The organism is Herminiimonas sp. (assembly GCF_030655415.1).
In genome coordinates this window covers 339479-356741 of record NZ_JAURVN010000014.1, presented here as the reverse complement: position 1 = coordinate 356741, position 17263 = coordinate 339479, and the positions used below count along the sequence as shown (strand labels likewise).

18 protein-coding genes are annotated in these 17263 nt (G+C 51.3%); 12 read left to right on the top strand and 6 right to left on the bottom strand.

Annotation, left to right across the window (positions count from 1 at the left end):
* Window positions 1–10: 10 nt before the first annotated feature.
* Complete coding sequence (locus Q7T66_RS10820; RefSeq protein WP_304933349.1) at window positions 11–937, bottom strand: ABC transporter ATP-binding protein; 927 nt, start codon at window positions 935–937, stop codon at window positions 11–13.
* Between the two features lie 413 nt (window positions 938–1350).
* Here Q7T66_RS10820 and Q7T66_RS10815 point away from each other — a divergent pair, with 413 nt between their 5' ends.
* The 6 genes from Q7T66_RS10815 to Q7T66_RS10790 all read left to right on the top strand — a co-directional run bounded on the left by Q7T66_RS10815 (window position 1351) and on the right by Q7T66_RS10790 (window position 7847).
* On the top strand, window positions 1351–2250 hold the full coding sequence (locus Q7T66_RS10815; RefSeq protein ID WP_304933348.1) for a DMT family transporter: 900 nt from the start codon (window positions 1351–1353) through the stop codon (window positions 2248–2250).
* A 257-nt stretch (window positions 2251–2507) separates the two neighbouring features.
* A complete protein-coding gene (locus tag Q7T66_RS10810; RefSeq protein WP_370691641.1) occupies window positions 2508–4001 on the top strand; it encodes an efflux transporter outer membrane subunit in 1494 nt (497 codons plus the stop codon).
* A complete protein-coding gene (locus Q7T66_RS10805; protein ID WP_304933346.1) occupies window positions 3998–4495 on the top strand; it encodes a MarR family winged helix-turn-helix transcriptional regulator in 498 nt (165 codons plus the stop codon). The genes Q7T66_RS10810 and Q7T66_RS10805 overlap by 4 nt, the downstream gene beginning before the upstream one ends.
* 3 nt (window positions 4496–4498) lie before the next feature.
* The gene (locus Q7T66_RS10800) at window positions 4499–6745 is read left to right on the top strand and encodes an FUSC family protein (protein ID WP_304933345.1); all 2247 of its coding nucleotides are present in this window, start codon (window positions 4499–4501) and stop codon (window positions 6743–6745) included.
* Window positions 6735–6932, top strand: coding sequence for a DUF1656 domain-containing protein (locus tag Q7T66_RS10795; protein ID WP_304933344.1), 198 nt, complete (start codon window positions 6735–6737; stop codon window positions 6930–6932). Before Q7T66_RS10800 ends, Q7T66_RS10795 begins: the two co-directional genes overlap by 11 nt.
* Before the next feature lie 45 nt (window positions 6933–6977).
* Window positions 6978–7847 carry an HlyD family secretion protein gene (locus Q7T66_RS10790; protein WP_304933343.1) on the top strand — a complete coding sequence of 290 codons (870 nt, stop codon included), beginning with the start codon at window positions 6978–6980 and terminating at the stop codon, window positions 7845–7847.
* 22 nt (window positions 7848–7869) lie between these two features.
* Here Q7T66_RS10790 and Q7T66_RS10785 read toward each other — a convergent pair whose 3' ends face one another.
* A complete protein-coding gene (locus Q7T66_RS10785; protein ID WP_304933342.1) occupies window positions 7870–8448 on the bottom strand; it encodes an NADPH-dependent FMN reductase in 579 nt (192 codons plus the stop codon).
* Window positions 8449–8599: 151 nt separating this feature from the next.
* On the opposite strand from Q7T66_RS10785, the gene soxR reads away from it, so the two are divergent.
* Window positions 8600–9058, top strand: a complete 459-nt coding sequence (gene soxR / locus Q7T66_RS10780; RefSeq protein WP_304933341.1) for a redox-sensitive transcriptional activator SoxR — start codon at window positions 8600–8602, stop codon at window positions 9056–9058.
* 35 nt (window positions 9059–9093) lie between these two features.
* On the opposite strand, the gene Q7T66_RS10775 is transcribed toward soxR, so the two are convergent.
* The 3 genes from Q7T66_RS10775 to Q7T66_RS10765 form a co-directional block, all read right to left on the bottom strand.
* A complete protein-coding gene (locus tag Q7T66_RS10775) occupies window positions 9094–9411 on the bottom strand; it encodes a chaperone modulator CbpM (protein ID WP_304933340.1) in 318 nt (105 codons plus the stop codon).
* Between the two features lie 14 nt (window positions 9412–9425).
* Window positions 9426–10367, bottom strand: a complete 942-nt coding sequence (locus Q7T66_RS10770; protein WP_304933339.1) for a DnaJ C-terminal domain-containing protein — start codon at window positions 10365–10367, stop codon at window positions 9426–9428.
* A 72-nt stretch (window positions 10368–10439) separates the two neighbouring features.
* Window positions 10440–11138, bottom strand: a complete 699-nt coding sequence (locus tag Q7T66_RS10765; RefSeq protein WP_304933338.1) for a VIT family protein — start codon at window positions 11136–11138, stop codon at window positions 10440–10442.
* 187 nt (window positions 11139–11325) lie between these two features.
* On the opposite strand from Q7T66_RS10765, the gene Q7T66_RS10760 reads away from it, so the two are divergent.
* The 4 genes from Q7T66_RS10760 to asd all read left to right on the top strand — a co-directional run bounded on the left by Q7T66_RS10760 (window position 11326) and on the right by asd (window position 15871).
* Complete coding sequence (locus Q7T66_RS10760) at window positions 11326–12492, top strand: nitronate monooxygenase family protein (protein ID WP_304933337.1); 1167 nt, start codon at window positions 11326–11328, stop codon at window positions 12490–12492.
* A gap of 220 nt (window positions 12493–12712) precedes the next feature.
* Window positions 12713–14626, top strand: a complete 1914-nt coding sequence (locus Q7T66_RS10755) for an AsmA family protein (protein WP_304933336.1) — start codon at window positions 12713–12715, stop codon at window positions 14624–14626.
* 88 nt (window positions 14627–14714) lie between these two features.
* Window positions 14715–14942, top strand: coding sequence for a hypothetical protein (locus tag Q7T66_RS10750; protein ID WP_304933335.1), 228 nt, complete (start codon window positions 14715–14717; stop codon window positions 14940–14942).
* A 56-nt stretch (window positions 14943–14998) separates the two neighbouring features.
* Complete coding sequence (asd, locus tag Q7T66_RS10745; protein WP_304933334.1) at window positions 14999–15871, top strand: archaetidylserine decarboxylase; 873 nt, start codon at window positions 14999–15001, stop codon at window positions 15869–15871.
* Between the two features lie 43 nt (window positions 15872–15914).
* Here asd and Q7T66_RS10740 read toward each other — a convergent pair whose 3' ends face one another.
* Window positions 15915–16097, bottom strand: coding sequence for a hypothetical protein (locus tag Q7T66_RS10740; RefSeq protein ID WP_304933333.1), 183 nt, complete (start codon window positions 16095–16097; stop codon window positions 15915–15917).
* Between the two features lie 199 nt (window positions 16098–16296).
* On the opposite strand from Q7T66_RS10740, the gene Q7T66_RS10735 reads away from it, so the two are divergent.
* Window positions 16297–17223 carry a DedA family protein/thiosulfate sulfurtransferase GlpE gene (locus Q7T66_RS10735; RefSeq protein WP_304933332.1) on the top strand — a complete coding sequence of 309 codons (927 nt, stop codon included), beginning with the start codon at window positions 16297–16299 and terminating at the stop codon, window positions 17221–17223.
* Window positions 17224–17263 lie beyond the last annotated feature (40 nt).

Genomic DNA, 17263 nt, shown 5'->3' with positions numbered 1-17263 from the left:
ATCTTTGCTGTTAATCTTTGCTATGAACCAAACTAACGAAGATCTCTTCCAGCGAACTTTGGCTGGATTGCAGATCCTTGAAGTCGATACCGTGTTCGCCCAGCTTCTTCAGCAGTTCGGCGATGCCGGTTTGTTCGCTTTGTGCATCGAAGGTGTAAATCAATTCGTTGCCGTCTGGTGTCAGTTCCAGTTGATATGTTGAGAGCTCTTGCGGAATGACTAACAGCGGACGTTGCAGATGCAGGCGTAATTGTTTCTTGCCGAGCTTGGCCATCAAGACGGCTTTTTCTTCAACCAGAATAATTTCGCCTTTACGAATCACGCCTATGCGATCCGCCATTTCTTCGGCTTCTTCAATGTAGTGCGTGGTGAGGATGATGGTGACGCCGCTTTCGCGCAGACCACGCACCATTTCCCACATATCGCGGCGCAACTCAACGTCCACACCGGCGGTTGGCTCATCTAGAAACAGAATTTGCGGTTCGTGTGACAGCGCTTTGGCGATCATCACGCGACGCTTCATGCCGCCTGATAATGCAAAAATCTTGGAGTCTTTTTTGTCCCACAACGACAGCGAGCGCAAGACTTTTTCGACGTGCGCGTGATCGCGTGGCTTGCCGAAAATGCCGCGACTGAAATTGACTGTAGCCCACACGGTCTCAAACGCATCGGTGGAAAGTTCTTGTGGCACCAAACCGATTTTGGCTCGTGCTGCACGGTAGTCGTTAATGATGTCATGACCGTCAGCGTGTACCGTCCCTGTGCTGGGATTGGCGATGCCGCAGATGATGTTGATCAACGTGGTTTTGCCGGCGCCGTTAGGGCCGAGCAGGGCGAAGATCTCGCCGCGACGTATGTCGAGGTCGATTCCTTTTAACGCCTGAAAACCGGATGCATATTGTTTGGTCAGATTTCTGACCGAAATGATGGATTGCAAATTAGCCCCGCTTAAAATCCGATGGCATAGATTGTAGTGCGTATGGTGTTCTGGCGCTTTTAACTGCGTCAGTTGCTCTTATAACCAGTAATCTCTGATGTTCTTCTTCGTGATCAATGTTGATGAAATCTCGCTTGACCTTAACTTGGGTTGAGGTTTTAAGATGCATTCCAGGTAACCGTAATATTGTTACGATCATGCTTTGCAGACGATAGCTGAGTATGTATTCAGTGATAGAGCAAGACTTTGATTCAAGTCAAATCATGTTCAATGATTTTTATCAATGCTCGACAATTGCTCAGTCAGGACGTTGTCAGTCATATCAAGTATCCTTCGTTGCTGAATATTTCCTCAGCAGTTTTCTCACGGTTTTGTGATGTAATCCATCGCCAGTTTGTAATCGACCCTTGTAAATGAATCAAAAAATAACGCCATCGACCGCACTGTTACTCACGATTGCTCCATTGATGTGGGCTGGTAATGCAATCGTCGGCCGATCGGTCAACGGATTGGTGCCGCCGATTACCTTGAATTTTTTCCGCTGGTCGATTGCCGCATTGATTTTGCTGCCGTTCGCGACCTGGATATTTCGTCGCGATAGCGCAATGTGGACGCATTGGCGACGCTTCGCCTTGCTGGGCTTGCTCGGCGTCGGGCTGTATAACTCTTTGCAATACCTCGCTTTAAAAACTTCATCGCCTATCAACGTCACCTTGGTCGCGGCCAGCATGCCGGTCTGGATGCTGATGATAGGTTCATTGTTTTTCGGTGTGCGTGTGTCGTTCAAGCAGGCGATTGGTGCTGCCATGTCGATTGCCGGCGTGTTGCTGGTGTTGAGTCGTGGCGAGCTGCGTCAGCTGCTGGCATTGCGTCTGGTGCCTGGCGATATTTTGATGATATTGGCGGCGATCGTTTGGTCGTTTTACAGTTGGTTGCTGACCTTGCCGAAAGATCCGGTGGAAATCAGATCCAACTGGATTGCTTTTTTGCTGGCGCAAGTTGCATTCGGCGCGGTGTGGTCGGGCGCGTTTGCCGCTGCGGAATGGGGCATAGGCGCGCCAAGCATTACCTGGGGCTGGCCGCTGATTGCTGCTTTGGCTTTCGTCGCCATCGGCCCGGCGATTATCGCCTTGCGTTGCTGGGGGCTGGGCGTGCAACGCGTCGGACCGACCGTCGCAGGTTTCTTTAGCAATTTGACTCCTCTGTTTGCGGCGATCATGTCGTCGGCCTTCCTGGGCGAAGTGCCGCATCTTTATCATGCGTTTGCGTTCGTGCTGATCGTCGGCGGGATTGTGGTTTCCTCACGTCGTTAAGCGAGTCTGTCACTCAATAATGTCGCCGCTGATACGCGGCGATGTCGCAACTATTCCTCGTATTTTCGGGCGGGCTTTAGCTGACTGCAAGACTATGCTTGATCCAGGCGATCAAGTATTGGACGCACCAATTCATATTTTCATTTTTGCAATAAGTACATCCTTCGTAAAAATATAATTCATTAGTAAACTATATCGGAGTAAAATAGATTCATCGTTACTTTCGGATTCGGATTCGGATTCGCTTATGCATCATGATGAAAAAGATAACATGGCTTGCTCTAACTTGCATAACCGCGCTGCTTGGCGCATGTGCCGACATGGGCAACATCAAGCCGCAATCACGCCAGATGGATGCAAATACGCTGGATGGCGGCAAACAGTTGGCAAGTTCCAGCGCGGCCATCGCCGCGCAATGGCCGCAACTCGAATGGTGGCACGCTTACGGGGATCCGCAACTTGACATGCTGATTGCGACCGCGCTTGCAGATAATCCAAGTCTGCATATCGCAGAAGCACGCGTACGTCAGGCGCAGGCGTTTGCTGGCATGGCCGAATCGGCAACCTTGCCTACAGTGGGTGCATCGACCTCGATGACACGCCAACTTTTCTCCGAACACGATTTCATTCCACCGCCAGAAGCGGGCAACTACGCCTGGTACAACCGAGTTGCGGTAGAGGCCACTTATGACCTTGATTTGTGGGGCAAGCAGCGTCAGGCGTTGGCGGCAGCGCTGGATGAAGTCAAAGTCGCGGCTGCCGAATCGCAGATGGCGCGGCTCGCGTTGGAAAACAATATCGTGCGCAGCTATGTGCAGCTTTCATTGCAGTTTGCATTGAAAGACATTGTGGAAGATACGCTTTCACATCGCGAAAAATCCTTGCATGTAATGCGTCAGCGCCTTGCTGCAGGTCTGGCCACTGAGGTCGATGTCACACAACTCGAAGCCGCAGTACCGCCTTTGCATATGCAGATAGAACAGCATGAAGAATCGATTACGCTCTTACGCAATCAACTCGCTGCCTTGACTGGCAAAGGTCGGGCAGCGGGTGAAAAGATTGCGCTTCCAACTTTGGCGCTCAACAGTAATACATGGCTGCAATTACCAACTTCATTACCTGCGGATTTGATTGGTCGTCGCCCAGATGTTGCCGCACGACGCTGGGGTGTTGAAGTCGCCGCCAAGAAGATTGAAGTCGCCAAAGCGTCTTTCTATCCGAATATTAATTTGATGGCGTTCGTCGGTTTTCAATCTATAGGCTTCAGTCGATTTCTGAATAGTGAATCGGCGATACGGGGCATCGGTCCTGCGATTTCTTTGCCGATATTTGATGGCGGCCGCCTGCGTAGCAACCTGGGCGCGCATACTGCTGAATACGATATCGCGGTAGAGAGCTATAACGGCACATTGATCCATGCTTTGGAAAACGTCGCCAGTACCTTGATCGTTGCGCAATCCTTGCAGCAGCAAAAAAATCTGAACGATGGCGCATTGGCCACCGCCGGTAGAGCGCGCATGCTGGCTAGCAAAGGTTTCGCAGCGGGCATGACAGACTTCCTGGTGCTGCTGAATAGCGAAGTCGCTTTATTAACCCAACAACAGCAGCAAGCGCAGATCACCGCACGCATGATGGAAAGCCACGCCGCACTGATGTTGGCATTGGGCGGTGGTTACAGCCCCGAACAAGTTGAATCATCTGCCGCCGCGACATCATCGCAAACGCAAAACACGCGAGGTAAGCAACCATGAGTAATTTTGATAGTACCGCTCGCCGTATAGAACGTTGTGGTGTGCGCATGCCGGATCATCCCAAGCAATTGGTGTCGCTGAGCCGTCTCGCGTATCACATACAAAAACGCACGCAAGATCAACTCAATGCCGTGATGAAAAATCATGGTTTGACCAGTGTGAGCTACACCGCGTTGATGGTGTTGTACGGTTCCGATGAAGAGACGCAGCGCGCCTCTGATCTGGGCGATGCCTGTTCCGAAAAGCCTGCCAATTTGACGCGCATCTGCAATGATCTGGAAAGACAAGGCTTGATCAAACGCCGCTTTAGTCAGGAAGACAGACGCAGCGTTGTGATCTCGCTGACCAGCGCAGGTCGCAAGCGCGTCGAGCAAGTGTCGCCTGAGTACTGGAAGATTCTGCAGCAGACTTATGCAGGTATCAATGCCAAGGATCTTGCATCGCATGAGACCTTGCTCAAGCAACAGTTGATCAATCTGGACGAAAGCATCTGAGTCGTGAGCACTACTGCCGAATCAGCTTCAGCCAACTCTGAACCGTCTTTGCCAAAAGGACCGTCGGCTAGACGAGTTCGCCGTGCACGCATGATTGCGCAGGATTGGATAGATACAGAAGGGCAGCGTTGGGTCTTCGTGTTGAAAACCATGTTGGCGGCTTTTCTCGCCTTGTGGATTGCATTTCGCCTAGGTTTTGATTCGCCACGCGGCGCGATGATGACGGTGTTTATCGTTGCCTTGCCTAGTAGTGGCATGGCGCTGGAAAAAAGTATTTATCGTTTGCTTGGAACCTTGATTGGCTGTGTCGCGGCGCTGACTTTGCTTGCCTTGTTCCCGCAACAAGCGACGTTGCTTTTCATTGCACTCGCAGTGTGGGTAGGTTTGTGTACAGCCGGTTCGGCCTTGATGCGCAACGCGCGTTCCTATGGTTTTGTGTTGGCCGGTTACACCGCTTGCATGATTGCAGTGCCGGCAATTGATATGCCGCTGCATGTGTTTGATCTGGCAGTGTCGCGCGTGACGGAAATCTCGCTAGGCATCTTGTGCGCTGCGCTGATCAATGATGCGATTTTTCCTAAACATCAAAGTGAACAATTGGTACTTGCTGTACGCAAGCTGTATCGCGATATGGCGCAATTGTTCCACGACGCGATGCAAGGACGTCTTAGCCCTGAACAGCTAGAACGCTTGCATCTGCAGTTTGCTACCGAAGTTGCCTCGCTGGAATCGGGACGCGCTGCGGCTTTTTTTGAAGCTGGCGATGTGCGTACGCGCAATCAACAACTGCATGCGTTCAACTCTGCTGCGATGATCGGCCTGACGACCTTCCATACCTTGCATCAACTGATGCAACGCTCGCGTAATCGCGGTGACATGTTGGTGCCGGATGTGATGCTGCCTTTGTATGCTGCGTTTTCGACGGCGCTGATGGTGACGGATGTTCCGGCACGTAATGCGGTTGAAGCCGGTGTGACGCGCGAAAAGCTGATTGCATTGAATCAGGCCTTGCCGCAATTAATCTTGGATGCACGGCATGAATTCTCGCAGCATCGATTCAACGATCAGCAAAGGCTGGATCTGGATACCGCATTGGAGCTGATGCAGCGCTTCAGTGATGAGCTTTTTCAACTGGTATCGATTTATCACGATTTGCCAAAACGACTTTCGAACATCAATCAAAAAAATCAGGCGAAGATATTGTCGTATAGCGCCAAGACACCGCCGATGATTGCGATTGCGGCAGGCTTGCGCAGCGCTGCGGCCTTGTTGCTGCTTGCGTTGGCCTGGCATGCATTGAACTGGCCGAGTGCGAGTGGCGCGGTCATCATTGCGGTCATTTTTTGCGGCCTGGCCGCGTCGTCGCCAGATCCGTCAACCTTGATACGGCAGACCACGTTGGGCTTCGCGATTGCAACACCGTTTGCTTTTGTTTGCGCCTTCTTCATGCTGAATCATGTTGAAGGGTATGCGATGCTGGTGTTGGCCATGCTGCCGTTTTTGATGGCAGGTGCGTATCTCAGCACATGGCGCAAGGTGGCGGGGATAGGCGTAGGTTTCAATCTGATGTTTGCGCAAATGATCGCACCCGAGAACATGATGCGCTTCAATGTAGTCAGCTTCTTCAATGACAGCATGGCGCAAGTTTTGGGACTGGTACTTGCCGCTTTGATGTTCGCGCTGATTTTGCCTGAGCACAAACAAGGTTCTCGCCGGCATATCGCGGACGCGTTGTGGGGTGAAGCTTTACGTCTTTGCATCAGCAGCGATACCGCATATTTACGCCATCATTTTGAAAGCCGTGTCCGCGATCTGTTAAATCAGTTGAACATGAGCATACGTGGCACTGCCGATGCCGCGACGCGCATGACTTTGAATCAGGCGATTACCTTGCTGGAACTCGGTCACGCGATTATCGATTTGCGCGATTTAAGCGCGCGTCTTGAAGTTGGGCATCCAGCGCGGATTGCCAAGGAAAAATGCGTTGCCAGTTTGGCCGAATATTTTCGACGCCCGGAAGCATCGCAACGTGAACGTGCCATTGCGGAAACAAAACTCGCTGGCAAGATGCTGCGTGAATTATTGCTCAAGTTGCAGCAGGGTGAGCCCAATCTGTTATCGCAGGAAACGGCACAACTGCAGCGCGCATTAACTGACCTGCATTTAATTCATACGTCCTTGCTGGATCAATCATTGAATAATTCTGTAACTGAAGAAACACAGAATGGAGCACTCGATCATGCCGCGTGAAATTGCCATGTTCGGCATCTTGATGCCATCGCTGTTAATCGTTTTCTTTGCCAGCGTATTAATTAATATCGGCGTTGACTGGTTGTGTGGTCACTTTGGTGTCTACCAATACGTATGGCATCGCTCGCTGTTTCGTTTGTGTACGCTGGTTTGTATATTTGGTGCACTTGCGTTCTTGCTGTACTAAAAAGCAACTTGTTAAAATAATTTACTGAAACTAAGGATCACGCTCATGCGTATATCTGCCTACTCACGCTACATCATTACCGGCGCACTTTTATTGATTGCCATTCTGTTCGGTGCCTACTTGTGGAATGACAATATGGTCTCGCCATGGACGCGCGATGGACGCGTCAAGGCCGATACCATACACATTGCACCGGATGTATCTGGCATCGTGATCAATGTCGCAGTACGTGATAACCAGTTCGTGCGAAAAGGCGATATTTTGTTCAGCATAGATAAACGTCGTTACGCGCATGTAGTGTCGCAGGCAGAAGCAACGCTGGCTGCGCAGCAAGCAGAGAAGGGCATGCGCAGCAAGGAAGCCGCACGTCGCAGCGGCCTCGATGCATCGATAGTCACCAGTGAAAACCGTGAAGCAGCCGCGTCACTGTCTTCTATCGCCGGCGCAAAATACCAGGCTGCAGCGGCAGAGCTGGAAACCGCGCAACTGAATCTGGAGCGCACCGAAGTGAAAGCGCCAGTTGATGGCTACGTCACTAATTTGCATGTGTATGCGGGAGATTTTGCGGCGATAGGTGTTCCGCAATTGGCGGTAATAGACAGTAATTCTTATCATGTCAGTGGCTATTTTGAAGAAACAAAATTGCCTTATCTGTCCGTCAATGATCCAGTTGAAATCCATTTGATGAGTGGGGGCCCAGCATTGAAAGGCCATATCGAAAGTATCTCACGCGGCATTACCGATAGGGATGCTGCGACTGGTAAGGAATTGCTGGCCGATATCAATCCAACGTTCAACTGGGTACGATTGGCGCAACGCGTGCCTGTGCGCATACGCATTGATGATCTGGATAAAGAACATAAGCTGATAGCCGGTACGACATGCACGGTGATCGTCAAATCGCAAAAAAAATAACACGACAAAAAAGTAGTTCGCCTTAATTAGCCACCGCATCATAAGGAATCTGCGCACGCGCATTCTTCAATGCGTTGGCCCACCACTGCAATTGAGCCAGCATCATCGACATCGCTTTCTCTGGCCTGTCCGGCGCATGCAATCTGCCGTGTTCATCGAACTGTTCCCACACATTGGCAAAGCTGACTGTGCTGCGCATCGACGCGATATGCAGTTCTGCAAATACCTGACGTAGTTGTTCGACCGCACGCAAGCCGCCTGAAGCTGCACCGTAAGAGACGAAGGCTACCGGTTTGGCTTGCCATTCGCTATAGATGGAATCGATCAAGTGTTTGAGCGCAGCCGGATAGCCGTGGTTGTATTCAGGCGTGACGATCAGGAATGCATCGGCAACATCGATAAGTCCTTTCAACTTATCCAAATCGCCGCTTTCATTGCGTGACATTTTGGCGGGTAGCGTGAGTTCTGCCGGATCAACAATTTCGATTGAAAATCCCTTGTGCGCGGCGACTTGGGCATGCGCCCATTTGGCAACCGTATCGCAGTAACGTCCGTCGCGCACACTGCCATAGATCAAGACCATATTGATTGTGTCGCTCATTCTTGCTGCTCTCCATCAAAATTGAAATGCTTATGAAACCTGTTGAACCTTGATCGCAGCTTGCTTGAATGTGATTAAAAATTCACAGCCTCTTGCCTCATCTTGAAAGGCAGTGTAAAACCTCAACTTAAGTTAAGGTCAAGAAGGATTTATGGCGATCGATGTTGAGGAAGTACATAAGGAATTGACAGTAGGTGAGGTCGCCAGTCGCAGTGGTTTAGCGGTGTCGGCGATTCACTTCTATGAAGCCAAGGGCTTGATCACGAGTCGACGTAATCCAGGCAATCAACGTCGCTATGGACGCGATGTCTTGCGTCGCGTGGCGATCATCAAGGTGGCGCAGCGCCTGGGAATACCATTGGCAGATGTCGGCGTGGCGATGGCAACCTTGCCGCAATCACGCACGCCAACAGCGAAGGATTGGGCGCGACTTTCTGCGAAATGGAAAGTGGATCTCGATCAACGAATTGAAAAGATGTTGCAACTACGCGATCAGTTGAATGAGTGCATAGGTTGCGGTTGCCTGTCGATAGAAAATTGCAGGCTGCGTAATCCTATGGATGTACTTGCGGCGCAGGGCGCTGGTCCGCGCTTGCTTGATCCTGAATAAACATCTACTCGAATCAAGCAGCTGAATAAAACGACTTAATGCCGACTCATGCGTACCAATTGTGCCTGCAATGTCTCTATGCGCTCAAGCAGATCCAGCGCGAGTGCGATGCCCGGTGTGTTGATTTCCATGTCTTCAGTCAGGTGCTGAGCCAGTTTCGCGCGACGTAAAGAGGGGCCGGAAAATTGCCATTCTTGCGGCTGCTGTCCTATCGGTTCCAGCACGCCTTCCAGCACTAGCGAGGTAATCGTTTCTTCCGATGCATGCGATGCCTGGCACAGTTCAAACAAGGTCAGATGAATATCTTCTTCGACGACCTGGCATTCAAGATAGTTGATCACTGTTTTACTCATGATGAACGTCCTTATTAAACGGCGCGTGGGTTGAAGGGAATGGCTTCCTGTAGCTTGCGATAGGCTTCTTTTGCGGCTTCGGTATCGGCTGGTGGCAAGACGATGGTGAGCACCACATACAAGTCACCGGCTTCCTTGCCGGGTATACCTTTTCCTTTGAGACGCAGCTTGCGACCTCCTACCGAATTAGGTGGAATCGTCAATTCAACCGAACCTTCAGGGATCGGCACATTCACACTGGCACCGAGTGCGGCTTCCCAAGGTGCGAGCGGCAGATCGACGTAGACATCGCGACCATCGACGCGATAGCGCGGATGTGGACGGAAGACGATTTCCAGATAGAGGTCGCCAGCTTTGCCTTCGCCCACGCCGGGACCGCCCTGGCCGGATAGACGCAAGGTTTGTCCGGCACGTATTCCTTTTGGAATGTTGACACTGAGGGTACGATCTTTGGTCACGACATGGCCGTTGTCATCGACGACCGGCATGCGCAGCGAGATGTTGCGCTCTGCGCCGCGATAAGCGTCTTCCAGATCGATCTCTACCTTGGCATGATGGTCTTCGCCTTGTGCATGCACGGTACGGCGTCGACCTTGGCCAAAACCGGTTTGACGACCAAACATCTGTTCGAAATATTCACCAAAATCTGAAGCATCACCGAAACCTGCCTGAGCACCTCGACCACCGTACTCGAAGCCGGCATCTGCATTTGGCGGCGGCTGAAAGTCTTGCCCGTTTTGCCAATTTGCTCCGAGTCGATCATAGGATGCGCGTGACTCAGGATCTTTCAATACCTTGTAGGCTTCGCCCATCTCCTTGAAGCGCGCCTCTGCGTCAGATTCCTTCGATACATCGGGATGAAATTTGCGCGCCAGTTTGCGATAGGCGCTCTTGATCTGGTCTTGCGTCGCATCGCGTTTGACGCCCAGTGTTTCGTAGTAATCCTTGAATTTCATGTCTGCAACCTTGTGTGTCTGATGTAAGGAAAAATGCAGGTGTTCGTCATGCGTATTTATGCATGTAATAGCTTAAATGATAGTTCCGAAAATTCGGCCTATTCCTGCCGTAACGGCCATTGCAAGTGCGCCCCAGAAACCAACACGCAGAGCGGACCGCATCATTGGTGCGCCTCCGACCATTGCAGCCAATACACCGAGAGCAACCAGAAAGAACAGTGAGGTTGCTGCAAGCAGCACTGTCAGCAAATGTGGCGGGGCAAGCACTGCTGTTATCAAAGGCAATGCGGCACCCGCCGAAAACGTCAGAGCCGAGGTGACGGCAGCTTGAATGGGACGTGCCGCCGTTATCTCGTGGATGCCGAGCTCATCGCGAGCATGGGCACTTAACGCATCATGCGACATCAGCTGTTGCGCAACTTGTGTCGCCAATTCTGGTGTGAGGCCGCGCCTTACATAAATCGATGCCAGCTCTCGCTGTTCGGCATCAGGCTGATCGCGTAGTTCCCCGCGTTCGCGTTCAAGATCCGCCTCTTCAGTATCCGATTGAGAACTCACAGACACATATTCACCCGCGGCCATCGACATGGCTCCTGCAACCAGCGCTGCAATACCTGCCACCAGCAATTCGTTACGTCCAGCATTCGATGCAGCTATCCCCAACATAAGACATGCCGTCGAAATGATGCCGTCATTTGCCCCAAGAACGGCTGCTCGTAACCAGCCTATACGATCGTTGCGATGGTTTTCGGAGTGATGCTGGCGACTCATGGCTATCTCTCAATCTATATTAAATGCTGATTGCACTTTAGCATTCTAGTGTGGCAAACATGTGTTGATGAAGACGATTTTCTTATTCAGCATCTCATCTTAGTTCGAATCATTTTTGATCCATGTCAATTTGTTCTCAGCGCCGTTTGCTACAGTCGATCAACTCTATTGCTAGCGAAGGAAGACCGTGCTGGATACTGCATTCCCGAAATTAAAGCTGAAAAATAAATTACTGCTGCCCATCGTGCAGGGCGGTATGGGCGTCGGCGTTTCTGCTCACAGTCTGGCAGGCAATGTCGCGAAATTGGGTGCTCTTGGTACGATTTCAAGCGTAGATTTGCGTCGCCATCATCCCGATCTGATGGAACAAACCGAGAAGTCGCGTGATAAAAAATTGATCGATGCAGTGAATCTGATTGCGCTCGATAGAGAAATCAAGGCCGCGAAAGAAATCGCAGCCGGCAATGGCATGATCGCCGTCAATGTGATGCGCGCAGTTGCCGAATATGCAGCCTACGTAAAGCAATCGTGCGAGAGCGGTGCCGATGCCATCGTGGTTGGCGCCGGTCTGCCTATGGATTTGCCGGAACTGACGGCTGATTATCCCAATGTGGCATTGATCCCGATCTTGTCCGATGTGCGCGGCATCGCATTGATATTGAAAAAATGGATGCGTCGCAATCGTCTGCCTGACGCCATCGTCATCGAGAACCCACAATATGCTGCCGGTCATCTTGGCGCGGCTGGGATAGATAGCGTCAATGATCCGCACTTTGCTTTTTCTGTTGTGCTCGAAGGCACCTTGAAGCTGTTCCAAGAACTAGGCATAGAGCCTGGAAGAATTCCACTGATCGTCGCTGGCGGCATACACAGTCCTCAGCAAGTAGCTGAACTGTTTGGCATGGGCGCGAGTGCGGTCCAGCTTGGCACCGCGTTTGCGGTGTCGGAAGAAGGCGATGCGCATATCAACTTCAAACATGTGCTGACCGGTGCGCAGCCTGAAGATATCGTTACCTTCATGAGTTGCGCAGGTTTGCCAGCGCGCGCAGTGAAGACACAATGGCTGAGTAATTATCTCGACAAGGAAGCCAAGTTGCAAAGCAAGGCAGGACCGAAAGATTGCACAGTCGGTTTCGATTGCCTGCATCAATGCGGTTTGCGTGATGGGATCGCCAAGGCAGGGCAGTTCTGCATCGATACCCAACTCGGCTTTGCATTGAAAGGCGATGTTGAGCGCGGCTTGTTCTTCCGTGGCTCGGAGCCGCTGCCTTTCGGTAACGCGATACGGCCAGTGCGTGAATTGATCGATTATTTATTGAATGGAATCAATCCGACGCTGCTTGCTGCAAGCTGAACTTAAGCGCCTGACAGCACGGTTCTTTAGCCTAAAGTCCTTTTGTCCTACGCTAGCTCGCGTCATGTCTGAGGTGACGACGCGTGCTATCTGTTATATCCTCGTCCACTATCAATAGCTTTTATTGCCTGATCCCTGCGGACTAAACACGCAGGCGATTTGGAATGACTTGCAGCTGAAATTTGCTGCAAGACAGAGTTTCCATACAAGGGATAGTGGCATGAACAAACGCCGTAAAGCGTTACTGTGGATCATAGCCGGCTTCGCGCTGGTGGTCGTGATCGCAAGCATTACCTTGTCCACACTGATGGACGGCAAACGCCTGAAAGAGATGGCACGCGACAAGGCGCGCCAGGAGTGGTCGCGCGATTTGATGATAGGCGACATCAAGTTAAAGCTTTTTCCATATCCGCAATTGCATGCGAAGAACGTCATGCTTTCCAATCCCGACTGGGCACGCGACAAATATCTGATTGACGCCGCCGATATGCAGGTTGAGTTTGCCTTCCTGCCTTTGTTGACCGGGAAAGTCGTAGTCAGCGGATTGTATTTCGATGGCTTGCGGGCCAATTTCAATATTGCGAATGATGGTCGTCGCAGCTGGGATTTCCCGCGTGCAAAAGCCATGTCTTCATTTTCGATGGAATTAACTTCATTGAATGCGCAAAACAGTCGTCTTCGTTTTCGTAATGCAGACGATGAACCTCTGACATGGCGCGTACAAAAATTGAGCGCTGCAAGTCAAAACGATTTGCGTAATGTTGAGTTCGATATGGAGCTCGAGCGCGACAAACATTTATTGCAGATAGACGGCAAGATCGATGATCTTTCCGTTCTGGGGCAAGTCGGCGCGGTGAGTAACGGCGTGATACACGCCAAATCCGGACAAGCGTCAGCGACCGTCAGCGGTAACATGCCGCTCGATATTTCTTTGAGTAATTACGATTTAGTAGTCAACATCGACGCACCATCGACGCAGGAATTCTTCGGCTTTCTCGGCATGAGACAAGGCACGCCAGCGCCGCTGAAAGCCAGCGTGACGCTGCATACGGTCAATAAAAAAACCGACTTCACTGACTTCAAGCTGCAATTAGGCAAGATGAATTTATCCGGTGAAGGTCAGATCAATCTTCGCGCAAAAAAGCCTACCTTCAGTGCGCAGCTGCAAGCCGATCGCGTGGATATGATTCAGACTTTCCTCGATGCCGGACAACCGCCATTCGCGCCGAAAAAAGCCGGACAGTTATTTCGCGATAACCCTCTCGCATGGCATTTGCTGGTTGCGCTGGATGGATCACAAGGCAAGGTTGACGCTAATATCGCCTCATTGAAAATGCGCTCAGGTATAGAGGTGACGGATGCCAGTGCGAAGATGACGTTCAATGACGATAAGCTGACGGTGAATAAATTTTCGGCCAAATTGTTGGGCGGCACAGCTGCTGGCGATGCATCTTTCGATGGTAGTCGCAAGGCGGTGCAACTGAATCTGCAAATGGAAGATGCGACGCTGGAACAGTGGTTCAAGCAAACCGGCAAGAGTATCAACATTGCTGGCGGCAAGATGAAGATTGATGCAAAGATCACCGCACTCGGCAATACGATGAATGAGCTTGCAGCGACCTTGACTGGTCCGGTTGATATTCAAATTAGTCAGGCAAAGATCTTTTCACCGAAAGCCGGCCAAGCGGAATTTTGGCTGACTGGTTTGTTTTCAGCCAAAGATTCAGATCGCATTGATCTTGCTTGTGCTGCGGCACGTTTGCCATTTCAATCAGGCTTGGCCGAAGGTGAAGGGATCGTTGGCGCACGTAGTGATGTGAGTCAGTTGCTGACGCGTGGCAATATTAATTTGCGCGATCAGACCCTGGATTTGCACGGTCGCTTGCGGGCACGTTCCGGCGTCAATCTAGGCGTTTCCACTTTTGCCAGCGAAGTCAAAATTACCGGACAAGTCGTAAAACCTGAAATGAGCCTGGATGAAGCGGGTGTCGTCGGTGTCGTCGCCAGAGTCGGCGCAGCTATTTTTACCGGCGGTCTGAGTGTCGTTGCGACCTCATTGTGGGACGGCGCGAATCCTGAGTCCGATCCTTGCCAGCAAGTATTCTCACGCAAGGCAAAAGCCGGCAAACGCTAATCGACGATATGAAACACTGCATTTGATGGAATAGAAGTGAAACTGCAGCTATGATGTCGGCAGTTTTTGTTTCGAAATAGGAAGTGCTATGGCTCTCGTAGAAGATATTGTTAATAAGCAAAAGGACGGCGCGCAATTTGTGATCTCGGCGCAGGCGTTGCGGCTGGAGCCCGAAGAGTTCGAGACGCTCGTAAAAATGTGGATGGAAGATGAAAACCGCGGCTTTGAGCTGGCGGCCGTACCTCACCGTGCATGTATAGACGGTGAGTTTTATATAGATCGCATTACCGTCAAGCGCGTAATCGCACCAAAATAAGCGCGAACAAGCGCTACAATCACGCCACTGTTTTTTTACCCGTTATCGCCCATACCGTGTCCAATCGCCTGCCAGTACTCCAGCAATACCTGATGCCAAAAAAGGCAATGACCACGTTCGCCGGCTTCGTTGCGGGCGCGAAGGCCGGACGTATAACGACCGGGCTGATCCGCTGGTTTATCGGTAAGTACAAAGTCAATATGAGCGAAGCGGCGAATCCGGATATTCGCAGCTACGCCAGCTTTAATGAATTCTTCACACGCGCATTGCGCAGTGGTGCGCGGCCGATTGCAGATGTTCCCTACATTTGCCCGGTCGATGGGGCTATCAGTCAGTTCGGCGCAATCCAAAAAGATCAGATTTTTCAAGCCAAAGGCCACAACTACTCGACCACCATGCTGGTTGGTGGCGATCAAGAATTGGCAGCCAAATTCGAGAATGGTAGCTTTGCCACTCTGTACCTCAGCCCGCGCGACTATCACCGCATCCACATGCCATGCGACGGACGTTTGACGCGCATGATCTATGTGCCTGGTGATTTGTTCTCGGTCAACCCGACTACTGCGCGCGGCGTGCCGAATTTGTTCGCTCGAAATGAACGCACCGTCTGCGTATTTGAAGGCGAGGCTGGTCCATTTGTGCTGGTGCTGGTTGGCGCAACCATCGTTGGCAGCATGCAGACGGTGTGGCATGGCGTCGTCAATGCCGAGCGTTTAGGTGTAATGCGCGAATGGCAGTACGACAAACAATTCATAGCCTTGAAAAAAGGCGAAGAGATGGGTCGCTTCCTGCTCGGTTCTACTGTTGTGATGCTGTTTCCAGCCCAAACATTGGCCTTCAATCAGGCTTGGTCAGCGGAGCGCGCTGTGCAACTTGGCGAGCCTATGGGATCTGCGCTTCTTCAAGCATCTACGGTTACGTCGTATTAAAACAAAAAACGCCCAGTACGCAGGGCGTCTATTTTGTTCAAATTCAATTGCCTTTGGACGGGAATGGATGATCCTCGTCCACCAGACCATGAAGTTTTTCATCTTCCTTCAGATCTTCTGAGTTGAGTGGTCTGGGCTGCTTGGGCTTGCTGATATCTTTGCCTGTTTCCCCCGGCTTGTTTTCGCCACTATCTGTCTTCAACCAAGCTTTACCGTCGTTACTCATTTCGTGCTCCCCAGGTTAATAAAGTCTGTCTTTGAGACCAGACTGTTTTCAAAAGATTCATGTTGTACCGAAAAGCCGAATCAGTAGACTAAATCATCGCTCACGAATTTGAAATCGACAAGCGTGCCCCACATCTGCCTGATATGCTTTCACTGTCCAAATAAGTGGGCAAAAGCTGACCTGATTGTTGAAAAATATTATGAGCTTTCTTTTGGAATTGATCGAGCAATACGGCTTGCTGTTTGTTTTTGGCAATGTATTGATAGAACAATTAGGCGCGCCGGTTCCTGCTTACCCAACGCTGGTGATCACCGGCGCCTTGCTGGATAGAGGTGACTATTCCGGCCCTATGCTGCTGTTGACTGCCGTTGTCGCGGCCTTGATTGCAGACTTTGCGTGGTATCAAGCCGGTCGCCGTTATGGTGCAAGCGTGATGGCGCGCTTGTGTCGTATTTCTCTATCGCCTGATTCCTGCGTGCGGCAAACCGAATCGATTTATGTTCGTTACGGCCCAGCCTCATTGCTGGTTGCCAAGTTCATTCCAGGTTTCGCTTCCGTCGCGAGTGCACTGGCCGGCGCGATCGGTACGCGTCCCGCAAAATTCATCGTGTTTGATGCATTAGGTGCGGCGATATGGGCAGGCTCGGCGATTTTTCTTGGCTCGCTGTTTAGTTCTGCGGTGGCCGATCTGCTGGATATTCTGGCCAGTCTGGGTAAATGGGGACTGGTGCTGGTCGCTTTGGCCTTGGCGGTCTACATCGCGAAGAAATGGTGGCAGCGCCATGCATTCATCAAAGAACTTCGCATGGCGCGCATCACGGTGGAAGAGCTGGACCAATTGCTGAAAGCTGGTAATCCACCGACCATCATCGACGTGCGTTCCGATCTGTCACGTCAAACCGGCAAAATCCCGGGCGCGCAGGTTTTGTCCGATGACGACATCAGTGCATTGGTGATGAACACCACGACGGATTCTGAAGTGATTGTTTATTGCGCCTGTCCGAATGAAGCATCGGCTGCACGCCTGGCGAAAAAATTAATGCAACGTGGTTACACGCGCGTACGTCCGTTGACCGGCGGCATAGATGCATGGGTCGCGGCCGGTTTTTCGGTCGATACGAATTAAGTTAATTAATTATTCTTGTGTAGACGATGCTTGGTCGCTG